The organism is Winogradskyella sp. MH6 (assembly GCF_022810765.1).
In the GTDB taxonomy this organism is placed as follows: Bacteria; Bacteroidota; Bacteroidia; order Flavobacteriales; family Flavobacteriaceae; genus Winogradskyella.
In genome coordinates this window covers 314,665-330,163 of the sequence record NZ_CP094494.1, presented here as the reverse complement: position 1 = coordinate 330,163, position 15,499 = coordinate 314,665, and the positions used below count along the sequence as shown (strand labels likewise).

Below are 15,499 nucleotides of genomic sequence, written 5' to 3'. Positions count from 1 at the left end.
AGTAAAGATAGTCGAAGTAACTTACATGTACTTACTGTAAGCGAGAAATAGATATATAATCTAACTTTTAAAATCTTCCGGATGTTATGAGTTTTGCTTCTAGCTTTATAGAAATCCTTATTTTTAAATCATTATAAAAAGTGTAATTTTATTTGATGAAGAAATCTATATTTTTTTTACTTCTTTTTTGGGCCTTTTCTTTTTTTAGTTTCGGCCAATTTTCTCCAAATATTTACAACTATTCTATAGCTGAATATAAGGCTAGTAATCAGAATTGGGATTTATGCAGAGCTGATAACGGAAAAGTTTACGTTGCAAACAACATTGGTTTACTTGAGTATGATGGCATAGATTGGAAGTTATTTCAATTACCCAACCAAACTACAGTAAGATCAGTTTTAGCTCATGATAACTTGATTTTTACAGGTTCTTTTGAAGAGTTTGGTTATTGGGAAGAGGATGATTATGGGAATTTAATCTACAAGTCATTAAGTGACCTTGTAAAGGATGAGATTTCTCCTAATGAGGAAGTATGGCAAATTTTAAGTTATAAGGAAAAGGTTGTATTTAGATCGTTTTCTAGCATATATGTTTATGATTTTAATAACGTAGAACGAATTCGTCCGAGTTCGGCAGTAATATCTTTGAGTTTAGTAGATGATGATTTGTTTGTGTCTACATTAAATAATGGGATATACAAGCTGGAAAACAAAAGTTTAGCACCCTTTTTTTATGATGAAAGTCTTAGGGACACCAAAATAATTTCAATAGAAAAAAAGCAAGATAGATACTTAATAATGACCTCTCTAAAAGGAAGTTATTACTTGTCTTCTAATAAGTTACGACCTACAAGATATGCTTTTAATAATGAGATAAAACAGCATCAGTTAAATAAGTATTCTACCTTGGGTAATGGAGATATGGTCTTTGGAACTATAAAAGATGGTGTATATATAGCTGATGGTGAAGGAGAAATAAAATTCCATATCAGTAAAGAGAATGGTCTTTTAAATAATACAGTTTTAGGTCAGTTTATAGATGAAAACAGTAAGTTATGGCTTGGTCTAGATAACGGAATAGCAACCATAGATTTAAAGAATACCAACTATTTTTTTAATGATATGTCTGGTAAACTAGGTGCTGTTTACGATATTGTTAAGTATCAAGGTTTATTATATATAGGTACTAATACAGGACTGTTTTATTTGGATGAGAATAATGAATTACATTTTATTGATGGATCTCAAGGTCAGGTTTGGGATTTAAAAATTATTGATGGTAACTTGTTTTGTGGTCATAACGATGGAACTTTTTTGGTTGATAAAAGCCAAATAAAAAAGATATCTGATTATACTGGTGGATGGACCATTCAAAAAGTGCCAGAGCATGATAATTTGTATATGCAGGGAACTTATGCAGGCTTAGTTAAGTTTCAGCAAAACAATGGAGCATGGGAGACGAAGCATATGGGATATACTACTATCCCTTCAAAGTTTTTAGTGTTTGAAAATCCTTATACTGCTTGGGTAGCGCATGCATACAAAGGAGTATACAAAATTAATTTCAACAAGTCTTACGATACAATAACTAAAGTTACTAATTATGGCATTAAAGGTTTAGATTCAGAATATAATCCTAGAGTATATAATTTAAAAAACGATATAGTTTTTAAAACCAATAATGGATGGCAAAAGTATGAGCCTATATTAGATTCTATTGTTCCTTTTGAGCTCCTAAATGAAAAGTTTGGTAATGATGCTTATATCATATCAGAACAATCTATGAGTCCAATAGTACTCAAAGATAAAAGTGGAGTCATAAGGTTTAAGTATTTTAATAATGATAGCGTTGAGAGAAGAATAAATAACAAACTAATTAAGAATCGTTATATAGTAGATTATGAGCACGTCTCTAAAATAGATAATTCTCTTTTTGCTCTAAATTTAGATAATGGATTTATGCTTATAGACGAAACCTTTAAAGATTCTATAATTATTTATGAGCCAAAAATAGAGACGATAAAGATTAATGGAGATAAGATACATTTATCAACTATAAAAGATGATAAGACAATTCAATTAAAACACAATGAGAGCATTAATTTAGAACTTTCATCTTCAAAATCTACTAATCATTATTTTGAATATAGCATACCTTCTTTAAATAGAGGCTGGTTTAAAATAGATAAAAGAAATCTAGAATTAAACAACATTAACCATGGAGTGTATGACATATTATTGAGAACACGAGACGATTCTGGAAATACATCAATAATACAAGAACTAAAACTAGATGTAAGTCCACCTTGGTATAAAGGCGTATTTGGTTTAATATTATATGTTGTGTTATTGTTTGGGTTTATAGGTTTGTTCTATTACTTACACCATAGAAAAATACAAAAGGAGCAGCGATTAATCCGAGTAAAGTATCAAAGGGAACAACATAAGCTATTGCGAGAGAAAACCTTGGAAAATGAAAAAACTCTGGTACAATTAAAGAACGAGTCATTGCAAAATGAATTAAAAATAAAGAGTAAGCAGTTGGCTAATAATGCAATGGCGCTTGTTAAGAAAAATGAAGTACTACAGGATATTAAACGAGAGTTAGCTGTAAATAAAGATGGCTTCAAAGACTACTACTCCTATAAGAAATTAGTAAAGAAGCTAAATAATTCAATAGAACATAAAGATGAATGGGAAGTTTTCGAAGAAAATTTCAATCAAGTACACGATGAGTTTTTTACGAAGTTAAAAACACGTCATTCTGCTCTAACCCCAAAAGATTTAAAAGTTTGTGCCTACATCAAAATGAATTTAGCAAATAAAGAAATTGCACCTTTAATGAATATCTCTGTTAGAGGTGTTGAAACACATAGGTATAGGCTAAAAAAGAAATTAAGTTTAGAAAATGATATTTCTTTGACGGATTATTTATTGAATATTAAATAATAGCTGCTTAAAGTTGTCGATTTGACATTTCTTACTACGTCATTACTACGTCACTTAGTTAAAATTTTAAGATTTTACAACGTTTTCGTTTATATTTAAACTACGTCAAATTCCGATTTTAAGCGCATTTTAAGGTCTTTAATATTTATTGGCGTAATTAAAATGTAATTAGTCCACATGTTAAATTAAGGTTAACGTTTTAACTTTAGATTTAGAAAAAACTAACTATTTCAATCTAAATGTTAATGTATGAAAACTAAATTCAGTTTAATATTACTTTTATTTGTCTCTCTAATTTCATGGAGTCAACAAATAGAGGTAAGTGGTGTTGTAACTTCAGCAAGTGATGGTATGCCATTGCCTGGTGTAAGTGTAATTGTAGAAGGTACTTCAAAGGGAGTGTCTACAGATTTTGACGGTAAATATTCCATTAATGTACAAAGTGGCCAGAAATTAAGTTTTAGCTATATTGGTTTTAAGACGCAAAGTATAGTTATAACTAACCAAACTACTCTTAATGTAACTTTAGAAGATGATGTAGAGTCATTAAATGAAGTTGTAGTTGTTGGATACGGTACACAGAAAAAGGCAGATTTAACAAGTGCAATCGCAACGATTAAACCAGAAGAATTAGCTAAGACGCCTTCAGCCCAAGTGGTTCAGGGCTTTCAGGGTAAAGTTGCTGGTGTTCAAATCAGTAGTTTGGGTTCGCCAGGTGAAACTCCTCAAATTTTAATTCGTGGTACAAATTCATTGAGTGGAGATTCTTCTCCATTATTTGTTGTAGATGGAATGTTCTACGACAATATAGATTTCTTAAACTCTAGTGAGATAGAATCTGTGTCAATTTTAAAAGATGCTTCAGCTTCTGCTATTTATGGTGTTAAGGCTGCTAATGGTGTTGTTCTTATAACGACAAAAGGTGGTAAGTTTAACAAAAAAGCGGAGGTTACTTTTTCAACATATTATGGTGTTCAGAGAGCACAAAACATCTTGAAGATGGCTAATGCTGAGCAGTTTGTGACATTTGCCATGGAATCTGGTTCAGCATCAGAAATTTCAAGTGTAGAACAAGCTATGCAAAGATTTGGTAGAAGTAGGGTAAATCCTAATATACCAAACGTTAATACAGATTGGTATGATGAAGTGTTAAGAGATGCTGAAATTGAAAATTACGATCTTCAAATTAATGGTGGGTCAGAGAATATTTCTTATTCACTGGGAGGAAACTTCTTTTTTCAAGAAGGTATTTTAGATATGAAAAACAGCTACGAGCGTTTCAACTTAAGAGCTCGTGTAGATGCTAAAGCTAATGATTGGCTAAATGTTGGAGGTAACGTTCTTTTTAGTAATGCAGTTAAATATGATGATGAGGGTTCAGCTTGGCAATTAACATATTATGCAGTACCAATCTTACCTGTTTTTGATAGTAATTTTACTGATGCAGACCCTTTACCTTATTCAGATGCAAGAGAAATAGGATATAGAGGTTCTCAGAACCCTTTCCCATTAATGGATAACTCTGATAGAAGAGGTGAGCGTAGAAGAACAACAGCTAATTTCTATGCAGATTTTAAAATTATTCCAGATCATTTAAACTTAAGGTCTAATTTATCTTATAACTACCTTGGTACAAACGAACGTATTGTTTTATTACCATACTATGTTACTGATGACTACCAGAGATCTGTAGATCAGTCATCCATAACTAGAAATAATGGTGTTACAGAAAATTACATATGGGACAATACTTTAACATATTCTAATGTTTTTGGTGAACACGATTTAACGTTAATGGCAGGTATGTCATTCAGAGATGATTATTACAGAAGCTTTGGTGCTAGTGGTAATTTTGATCCGAGTGGTGCGTTTGTTAGAAATAATGACAAGACTTGGTATATTTCTAATACAGCTGAAGACAGTAGAACTTCTTATGATGGAGGAAACAGATTCTATGGTTTCTCTTATTTCGGGAGAGCTCAATATAAATACAAAGATAAATATTTGGCATACGCTACATTCAGAGCAGAAGGTAGTAATAGATATGAGCAGAAATACGTGTATTTACCAGCATTTGGTTTAGGTTGGGAAGTGTCTAAAGAACCATTTATGCAAAATGTAGATTTTATAGATTATCTTAAGTTGAGAGCAGGATGGGGAAGATTGGGTAACAATGCTGTGGCTCCAAGTATACCAATTTCAGCATCAACTGTATCTACTGTATTTAACGATACATTCTATAACGGATTTCAATTTTCAACAGTTGCCGATGATATAGATTGGGAGTTTACAGAAGAGACAAACATTGGTTTATCCGCTTATATGTTTAATAATAGATTATCTCTAGAGGCAGATTATTTTGTTAAAAATACAGATAACTTAGTGATACCTGTATTGCCTATCGTAGGTACTGAGACAAGTTTGCAAAATGTGGGAGCTGTTAGAAATAGAGGTATAGAATTAGCAGCAACATGGAGAGATAATATTTCTGAGAATTGGGGTTACACTATATCAGGTAATTTTAGTACCATAGACAACGAGATAACAGATTTAGAAGGTCAGCCTTATATTAATAGAGGAACTGCTGAAGCACGTCAAAGATTAGTTGTAGGACAACCAATTAATGTGTTCTATGGATATCAAATTGATGGTGTATACCAAAACGATGCAGAAATTGCAGCAGATCCTGTTGCTCAGGCTGCAATATCTGATGGTGTTAATGTAGAGCCAGGCTATTTTAGATATAGAGATATTAATAATGACGGTATTCTAGATGCCAATGATAGAGCATATTTAGGATCTCCTGTACCAACTCACTATTATGGTGGTAGCTTGGGTGTAAACTACAAAAACCTTGAGTTAAATGTGTCGTTCTATGGTCAAGGTGGTAATAAAATTCTAAACACAAACAGAATGGAGGTTATCAGAACCCAAGGACGTAATATAGACGCTGAGTTGGCCATTAACAGATGGCATGGTGAAGGCACAACAAATGCATTTCCATCATCTGAAGGTTATAGAAACCTATGGAATCAAAGATTGTCCAAATTCTTTTTACAAGATGGCGATTTCTTCAGAATTCAAAACATTCAGATAGCTTATACATTAAAAGAAGATAAACTTCCAGAAATGCGTTTTACGCTTACGGCAGATAGACCATTTTTATGGACAAAAGGTTACAACGGTTTTAACCCAGAAGTTGGTTTTGACGGAAGAGATACACAGACTTATCCGGTACCTTCAGTATACAGCTTAGGTGTTTCAGTTAAATTATAAAATAACAAGCTATGAGATATATATTTAATTTAAAATTGATTGTTCTAATTTTACCTGTTTTGCTATTCAATTGCAACAATAAATTAGACGAAGAACAAGAACTTGTAGTACTGCAAGACGAGATAGATTACAGTAGTGAAGAACAAGCTTTTGGAGCACTTGTTGGCGCCTATGAGAAGTTTCAGAATGTGGGTTGGGAACAAATACCGCTTATTTCAGTCAGAGGAGATGATGTTAATGCAGGTGGATTAGGTGATCAACAAGGTTTTGCTGATACGGATAACTTTATTTACGATAATAGTTATTGGATGTATAATGTGTTTTTTGAGAATTGGTCTCAAGACATATTACAGATAACATCTCAGATAGAATCCTTAGAGAGATTTAGAGCTGGAGGTGTAGATTCTGATTTAATAGATCAATACCAGGCTGAATGCAAGGTGTTAAGAGGTTATATAACACTACAGTTATCTAGAGTTTTTGGGGATGTTTACAGAATTCAAACAACCGATCAAACTCAAATCGAGGTACTTCCAAAAGATGAATTAATGATGTGGATATCTGATGAAATGGATGAAGCAATACCTAATTTATTAGATGTGGCTCCTAATTTAAGATCTGATTTGCCAGGTGGTATAACAAAATATACAGCATTAGCTGTAAAGGCTATAGCAAATTTAGAGGTTGAAAATTATCAAAATGTAGCTGATGCTGCGGGCGAAATAATTAATTCTAGTAAGTTTCAATTATATGATGATTACTACGAATTATTCAAGATTCCTGGTAAACTAGCAAATGAAAATATTTGGGAAATACAATATTCAGATTTCGGGCAATCTTCAGGTGAAAATGTAGCTCACTTATTTGCATTCTATGGTCCTCAAAACTGGTCAGCAGCTGTTCCAGAAGCTACAAGTGGATGGGGATTTTATGAGCCAAGTTTTAAGTTTATCAAATTTATGATAGACAGAGGTGAAACAGTGAGGTTAGAAACAAGTGTGTTATTTACTGATAGAGGAATAGCGGAATTGCAAACAGATCCAGATTATGCAACTTTACCTGCTTGGATATCTAATACAACTAGAGATGGAGATGTAATTAATGACTACTCTAGAGCTTATTTTGCAAGCGGTAAGCATTATCTTCCATCAAATCAATTAACTGAAGGTAGAACCTCTTATGGTACTAATAAGAATTATACTGTTATTAGATATGCAGAAGTATTGTTAATGTATGCAGAAGCACTAACAAGAGGAGCGTCTGGTACTGCTGGTACTGCAGACAGTGCTGTAAATACTGTGAGATTAAGAGCAGGTTTAGGAACACTTTCTGGCGTGACTAGTGAGCAAGTTATGGATGAAAAATTTGCTGAGTTAGCTATGGAATGGGGAATTAGATATTATGATATGATTAGATTAGGTGAAACAGGAGAACTTAGTTACGACGGAAGAACATTCAACATGGATAAAGCATTTTTACCTTATCCACAAGCTCAGTTAGATCAAAGCTATATTCTTAATGATTACTATCAATCACAACAATAAAAAAGAAGTTATGAAAAAAACAATAATAAAAATTTTAGGAATTTTCATGATACTGTTTGTGGTATCATGTGATGAAGGCATTGATCCTATTACAGAAGTAGATCCAGGATCAGATTCAGGAGCTCCAACTGTAGAAATTATTTATCCTACAGAAGGAACTGAGATTACAGGTCTTGAATTGGTAGTACCAGTTGACATTTCATTCAGAGTAGAAGATGACATAGAAGTTAATACCATAGTCGTAACACTAGATGGAGTACAAATAGCGTCTTATAATACGTTTTTGGACTATAGAATAGTAAATGAAGAGTTTACTTATGATAGTTTAACAAGTGGAGATCATGTTTTAATAGTAACAGGTACAGATTTAGCAGGTAACTCTACTAGTGCTACAGTTAATTTTTCTAAAGCACCACCTTACGAAGCAATATTTCCTGGTGAAGTTTTTTATATGCCATTTGACGGAACTTACACAGAATTATTATCAATAACTGATGCTGGTGAAGTAGGAACACCTGATTTTGCAGGTGAAGCATTTGCAGGTTCTAATGCGTTTAGAGCAACTGAAGATTCTTATCTAACATTCCCAATAGACGATTTAATGTTTGGTGCAAATATGAGTGGTGCATTTTGGTACAAAGTCAATGCAACTCCAGACAGATCTGGTATATTAACGGTAGGAGATAATGCTGATGATAGGTTACAAGGTTTTAGATTATTCAGAGAAGGTAATTCGGCAGAACAAAGAATAAAACTCAATGTAGGAACAGGTGATGGCGAAAGCTGGAACGATGGTGGATTAATTGATGTAGCTGCTGGTGAGTGGGTTCACGTAGCATTTACTATTTCACCAACTCAAACAGTAATCTACCTTAATGGTGTGGCAGTAAACACAGGCTCGCCTGCTAATGCTATAGATTGGACAGGTTGTACTGAAATTCATATTGGCTCTGGTGGACCAACATTTGATTATTGGAACCACTTATCTGATGATAGTGCAATGGATGAACTAAGATTATTTAATACAACACTTTCTCAAGCTGAAGTGCAAAACATGATCAATGTAACTAATCCATACGAACCAATGTATAATGGTGAAACTTTTTATATGCCTTTTGATGGGTCATACACAGAGTTAATCAGCTTAAACATGCCAACAGAGGTTGGTGCACCAGGTTTCGCAGGTGAGAGTTATCAAGGTTCTGATGCTTACATGGGCGCTGCCGATTCTTATTTAACTTTCCCGATTGATGGCTTATTCGGAACAGATTCTTTTAGTGCTACGTTTTGGTATAAAGTTGATTCTACACCAGATAGATCTGGTATTTTAACAGTAGGTGATGATGCTGATGACAGATTCCAAGGCTTTAGATTATTTAGAGAAGGAAGTGCTACTGAACAGAGAATAAAAGCCAATGTTGGTATTGGTGGTGGTGAGAGTTGGAATGATGGTGGTGTTATCGATGTAACTGCTGGCGAATGGGTTCATATCGCACTTACAGTTTCGGCTACAGAAAGTAAAATCTATTTCAACGGTGTAGAGCAATTGTCATCAACATTTGCAACTAGTGTAGATTGGACAGGTTGTAGTGAAATAGTAATTGGTGCTGGTGGTCCAACGTTTAGTTATTGGAATCACTTATCTGATTTAAGTGCATTTGACGAATTAAGATTATACAATGTTGCTTTAACACAAGCAGAAATACAGGATATGCTTTAAAATTTCATATTTTAATTAATTGGTTTAAGTCTAAATTTTTTAATTATCCTTATTTCAAATTTTTAGCGGCATTTTTCTAAAATGCCGCTAAATTCTTACGCAAATTTTAAATGAAAAAATTCCATAAAATACTTTTTTTGATGGTTATAGGATGCATTTTAATATGCTGTAAATCTAATAACCAAAAAGAAGATCAAAATAAAGTTAATAATAGTGCAGCTGTAAAACATAGGTATGCAGACTTATCAGAAAGTGCATTATTAGATACCATACAATACCAAACGTTCAATTACTTTTGGGATGGTGCTGAGCCTAATTCTGGTTTGGCTAGAGAACGTTTGCATATGGATGATGCGTATCCAACATCGCCAAAAAATACAGTCACAACTGGTGGGAGTGGTTTTGGACTCATGGCCATTTTAGTTGGAGTTGAGCGTGGTTGGATTTCAAGAGAAGAAGCTTTCAATAGATATACTAAAATTGTAAATTTTTTAGAAAAAGCTGATCGTTTTCATGGAGCATGGTCGCATTGGATAGATGGTGAAACAGGCAAAATGTATCCATTTGGTAAAAAGGATAACGGAGGTGATTTAGTTGAAACTGCATTCTTAGTACAAGGTTTATTGACCGTTGCTGAATATTTTAAAAACGGAAACGAACAAGAAAAAGAATTAGTAGCCAAAATTGATAAACTATGGAGAGAAGTAGAGTGGAGTTGGTATACCAAAGGGGGTGAAGATGTATTGTATTGGCACTGGTCACCAGAATATGAATGGGAAATGAATTTTCCTGTTGGAGGATATAACGAATGTCTCATTATGTACGTTCTTGCTGCATCATCACCAACGTATCCAATTACAAAAGAAGTATACGAAAAGGGATGGGCAAGAGATGGAGAAATTGTTTCAGACAAATCATATTATGATGAAGCATTGGTTTTGGATTATTATGAGCATAGTGATGCACCAATAGGGCCTTTATTTTGGGCGCATTATTCTTATTTGGGCCTAAACCCCAAAGGACTTTCGGATCAATACGCTGATTATTGGGAGCTGACTCAAAATCACGCTAAGATTCACCATAAATATGCAATCGATAATCCTAAAAATTATAAGGGATATGGTGATAGTCTTTGGGGTTTTACCTCAAGTTATTCTATGAAAGGTTATGCTGGTCATAGACCTGGTGATGATCGTGGTGTTGTTTCTCCCACTGCAGCGTTATCCTCCTTTCCATATACACCAAAAGCGAGTATGAATGTTCTGGAAAATATTTATAAAAATCATGATAGTTTGGTTGGAAAATATGGTCCATACGACGCTTTTAGTTTAGAGTATAATTGGTATTTGCCAAGATATTTGGCTATAGACCAAGGACCTATTCCGGTTATGATAGAAAATTACAGAACAGGATTGTTGTGGAAGTTATTTATGCAAAATAAAGATGTCAAAGTTGGTTTGGATAAACTAGGATTTAAATATTAAATAGAATTAAAGATAATGAAGAAGCTTAGTTTCATTTTACTATTATTAGTCGTATTAAGTTGCGGAAAAGATAATGGGCCAGGTTACCAAGAGCCTTATGATCCAAATGATGATGACCCATTCATACCGTTGTCTGATACAGAAATGATGGACTTAACTCAACAGGAGACCTTTAAGTATTTTTGGGATTATGCCGAAAGTAACTCAGGTGCTGCGAGAGAAAGATATCATCCTAACGATCCATCCAATAGTCAAAATGTAGTAACTACAGGTGGAAGTGGATTTGGACTTATGGCAATTTTAGTTGGTATTGAAAGAGGTTATATATCTCAATCCGAAGGTGTGGCAAGGTTAACACAAATATTAAATTTCTTTGAAAACGCAGATCGCTTTCACGGAGCTTGGCCGCATTGGATAGATGGAGGTACGGGTAATGTAATACCTTTTAGTGCTCAAGACGATGGAGGTGATATAGTGGAAACAGCATTTTTAGCTCAAGGTCTCATTTGTGTAAAAGAGTATTTTGAAGGTGGTACAGCAGATGAAGAGACTTTAGCGGCACAAGCCGACGCACTTTGGAAAGGTGTAGAATGGGATTGGTACACCAATGGACAAAATAAATTATTGTGGCATTGGAGTCCTAACAGTGGCTTTGCCATTAATCTAGAATTAAAAGGTTATAATGAAACTTTAATAGCTTTTGTGCTAGGTGCAGCATCTCCAGATTATACGATCCCTTCTGAAGCTTATCATCAAGGTTGGGCAAGTAATGGCAATATTGTGTCTTCAGCAAGCCAGTATAATATTCCTTTAATTTTAGATCACGTTGGTACAGGAACAGGACCTTTGTTTTGGGCACACTATTCCTATTTAGGATTAAACCCTAATAATCTATCAGATCAGTATGCTAATTATTGGGATTTAAATGTTAACCATACCAGAATTAATTATCAATACTGTGTAAGCAATCCTGGAAATTATGTGAGTTACGGACAAGATTGTTGGGGATTAACGGCAAGTTATACCAGAAATACAGATGGTTCTGTAGGATATTCTGCTCACGATCCTGAGAATGACACAGGTGTAATTTCACCAACAGCCGCAGTTAGTTCTATTCCATACACACCTGCTCAGTCATTAGCAGCAATGCATTTTTTCTATGAAAATGATTTAATGGGTCCTGCTGGTTTTTATGATGCTTTTAGCCCACAATACGATTGGATTACTGAACGCTATTTGGCAATAGACCAAGGACCACAGATTATTATGATAGAGAATTATCGTTCAGGTTTGTTGTGGAATTTATTCATGCAAAATGAAGATGTTCAAAATGGTTTGGATGCTTTAGGATTTACATATTAAAAATACAGAGATGAATCTATACAAAAATATATTGACCTTATGTTTAGTTGCTTTCGCTATGCTGGCAACTGCTCAAGAGGATTTGTACAAAGAAAAAATTCATATTAAGGAAAATGATACTTTGCAATATCGCATCATGTATCCAGAAAATTTTTCAGAAGATGAGCAATATCCTGTTGTGTTGTTTCTTCATGGAGCAGGCGAACGTGGTGAGGATAACAAAAAACAGCTTGTTCACGGTAGTAAATTGTTCACAGACCAAACCAACAGAGGAGCATTTCCTGCCATTGTAATTTTTCCGCAGTGCCCAAAAAGTGATTATTGGTCTAAAGTTGATGTAGATAGGTCAACAAATCCAATAGGTTTAAACTTCAAGTACGAAACAGGTCCAACAACTTCAATGGGATTGGTCTTGGATTTAATGGATGAGTTTATTGAAAAACCTTTCGTTAAAAAAGAAAAAGTATACGTTGGAGGTCTATCTATGGGAGGAATGGGAACTTTTGAAATCCTTTACAGACGACCAGAAATGTTTGCGGCAGCCTTTGCCATTTGTGGTGGAGGTGATCCGGAATCTGCAAAAGAATATGCTGATAAGACCGAAGTTTGGGTATTTCACGGAGCTAAGGACGATGTGGTAGATCCTCAACTTTCGCTTGATATGGTCAGTGCTATTTTAAAATATGGTGGCAAACCAAATTTTACTTTATATGCAGACGATAATCACAACAGTTGGGATTCTACGTTTGCAGAACCAGAATTGTTAAAATGGCTTTTCTCTAAATCAAAAAAATAAAAATGATAAAACTTAGACTAACTAAAAACATAAAAGCCATAGCAATTGCACTTGGTGTTATAACCGTTTTTTCTTGCAATACCAACACAGAAAGTAAATCTGCTTCAGGCTCAAAAAGTGAAAACCCTTATCAGGAAAAAGTAGATTCAATTATTAGCTTAATGACTTTAGATGAAAAATTAGGCCAATTGAATCTTCCTGCTACAGGTCCAATTACTACAGGTGCTTCAAAAAGTACTGATGTAGTTAAAAAAATAGAGGATGGAAAGATAGGTGGTCTTTTCAATATAAAAGATCCGAAAAATATTTATGAAGTTCAGAAAATAGCTGTTGAAAAAAGCCGATTAGGTATTCCTCTTATTTTCGGAATGGATATTATTCACGGCTTTAAAACCACATTCCCGATACCATTAGGTTTATCAGCATCTTGGGATATGGAAATGATTGAAAAAACAGCTCAAATTGCAGCAAATGAAGCGAGTGCCAATGGTATTAACTGGACATTTTCGCCTATGGTAGATATCTCTAGAGATCCTCGTTGGGGAAGAGTTTCTGAAGGAAATGGAGAAGATCCTTACTTAGGAAGTGAAATTGCTCGCGCTATGGTTCGTGGTTATCAACAAGATGATTTGTCCGCAAACAATACTTTAATGTCTTGTGTTAAGCATTTTGCACTATATGGAGCACCAGAAGCAGGTAGAGATTACAACACAGTAGATATGAGTCGTATACGTATGTATAACGAATATTTACCACCATACAAAGCTGCTGTTGAAGAAGGTGTTGGTTCTGTTATGGCTTCATTTAACGAAATAGATGGTGTTCCTGCAACAGGTAACAAGTGGTTACTTACTGATTTATTACGTGATGATTGGGGCTTTAACGGTTTTGTTGTTTCGGATTATACAGGAATTTACGAAATGCGTGCTCACGGAATGGGAGACGAATATGATGTAACTTCTCTAGCTCTTAAAGCTGGATTGGATATGGATATGGCAGGAGATGCAGCTAATATAGACGCTTCTTATATCAAAGACCTTAAAGGAGCTTTAGATCAAGGAAAAATATCGATGGGAGATATTGATAAAGCTGTTGCTCGTATACTAACAGCAAAGTATCAATTAGGCCTGTTTGATGATCCATATAAGTATTGTAGTGAGGAAAGAGCAGAAAAGGAAACTCTTACTCAAGAAAATAGAGATTATGCGCGTCTTGTAGGTGCAGAATCTACTGTATTACTTAAAAATGATAACCAAGTTTTACCATTAAAAAAATCAGGTACAGTTGCAGTCATAGGACCTTTGGCAAAAGCAGCTAATAATATGCCAGGAACTTGGTCTGTGTCGTCCGATCATAGCAAAGCCATTTCGGTTTGGGATGGATTACAGCAAACCGTTGGTAACGACGTTAACTTATTGTATGCTAAAGGAAGTAATTTAGATTATGATTTAGAGTTAGAAAAACGAGCTACAATGTTTGGGAAAGATATTCCACGAGATGGTAGAAGTGACAAACAGATGTTAGATGAAGCATTAGCAATTGCTAAAAAATCTGATATTGTTGTAGCCACTATAGGAGAATCTGCTGAGTTTAGCGGTGAGAGTAGCAGTCGAACAGATATAGGTATTCCACAAATACAAAAAGACTTATTGCAAGCCTTATTAAAAACAGGTAAACCTGTGATTTTAGTCCTGTTTACAGGAAGACCTTTAACGTTAGTTGAAGAAAATGAAACCGTTCCTGCAATTCTTAACGTTTGGTTTCCTGGAAGCGAAGCTGGTTTATCCATTTCAGATGTGTTGTTTGGAGATGTAAACCCATCTGGTAAACTAACAGCAACATTCCCAAGAAATGTTGGGCAGGTTCCGTTATTCTACAACCATAAAAATACTGGTCGTCCATTAGGAAACAAAGAAGGTAATTTTGAAAAATTCAAAACTAATTATTTAGATGTTCGTAATGAGCCATTGTATCCATTTGGTTACGGTTTAAGCTATACTACTTTTGACTATAGTAATGTAAAACTAGACAAAACTTCAATGACTATTAATGACACAATTAGTGTGTCTGTAGATATTACAAATTCGGGTGATTATGACGGAAAAGAAGTTGTTCAGCTTTATATCAGAGACTTGGTTGGTACAGTTACAAGACCTGTTAAAGAACTTAAAGGATTCCAAAAAGTATTTATAAAGAAAGGTGAAACAAAAACAGTAAACTTTACCATTTCTGTTGAAGATTTAAAATTCTATAACTCTAACTTAGATTTTGTTGCAGAGCCTGGTGAATTCCAAGTAGCTATTGGAACAAACTCTGATGTTGAGTTTAAGAATTCATTTAACCTATTAGATTAATAGCTAATTATGCCA

At 34.3% G+C, this 15,499-nt stretch carries 8 protein-coding genes; all 8 read left to right on the top strand.

Annotated features, from left to right (window positions below; all coding sequences use genetic code 11):
- Positions 1-155 precede the first annotated feature (155 nt).
- The gene (locus MST30_RS01545; protein WP_243472653.1) at positions 156-2,948 is read left to right on the top strand and encodes a helix-turn-helix and ligand-binding sensor domain-containing protein; all 2,793 of its coding nucleotides are present in this window, start codon (positions 156-158) and stop codon (positions 2,946-2,948) included.
- Between the two features lie 249 nt (positions 2,949-3,197).
- A complete protein-coding gene (locus MST30_RS01540) occupies positions 3,198-6,224 on the top strand; it encodes a SusC/RagA family TonB-linked outer membrane protein (protein ID WP_243472652.1) in 3,027 nt (1,008 codons plus the stop codon).
- Between the two features lie 11 nt (positions 6,225-6,235).
- On the top strand, positions 6,236-7,768 hold the full coding sequence (locus MST30_RS01535; protein WP_243472651.1) for a RagB/SusD family nutrient uptake outer membrane protein: 1,533 nt from the start codon (positions 6,236-6,238) through the stop codon (positions 7,766-7,768).
- A 10-nt stretch (positions 7,769-7,778) separates the two neighbouring features.
- Positions 7,779-9,488, top strand: coding sequence for a LamG-like jellyroll fold domain-containing protein (locus tag MST30_RS01530; RefSeq protein ID WP_243472650.1), 1,710 nt, complete (start codon positions 7,779-7,781; stop codon positions 9,486-9,488).
- 140 nt (positions 9,489-9,628) lie between these two features.
- Positions 9,629-10,972: a glucoamylase family protein gene (locus MST30_RS01525; RefSeq protein WP_243472649.1), complete on the top strand. Its 1,344-nt coding sequence runs from the start codon at positions 9,629-9,631 to the stop codon at positions 10,970-10,972.
- Between the two features lie 15 nt (positions 10,973-10,987).
- Positions 10,988-12,334: a glucoamylase family protein gene (locus MST30_RS01520; protein WP_243472648.1), complete on the top strand. Its 1,347-nt coding sequence runs from the start codon at positions 10,988-10,990 to the stop codon at positions 12,332-12,334.
- A 10-nt stretch (positions 12,335-12,344) separates the two neighbouring features.
- Positions 12,345-13,130 (top strand): carboxylesterase family protein, encoded by a 786-nt coding sequence (locus MST30_RS01515; protein ID WP_243472647.1) that lies wholly within the window; start codon positions 12,345-12,347, stop codon positions 13,128-13,130.
- 2 nt (positions 13,131-13,132) lie between these two features.
- On the top strand, positions 13,133-15,484 hold the full coding sequence (gene bglX, locus MST30_RS01510; RefSeq protein ID WP_243472646.1) for a beta-glucosidase BglX: 2,352 nt from the start codon (positions 13,133-13,135) through the stop codon (positions 15,482-15,484).
- The last annotated feature ends 15 nt before the right edge of the window (positions 15,485-15,499 follow it).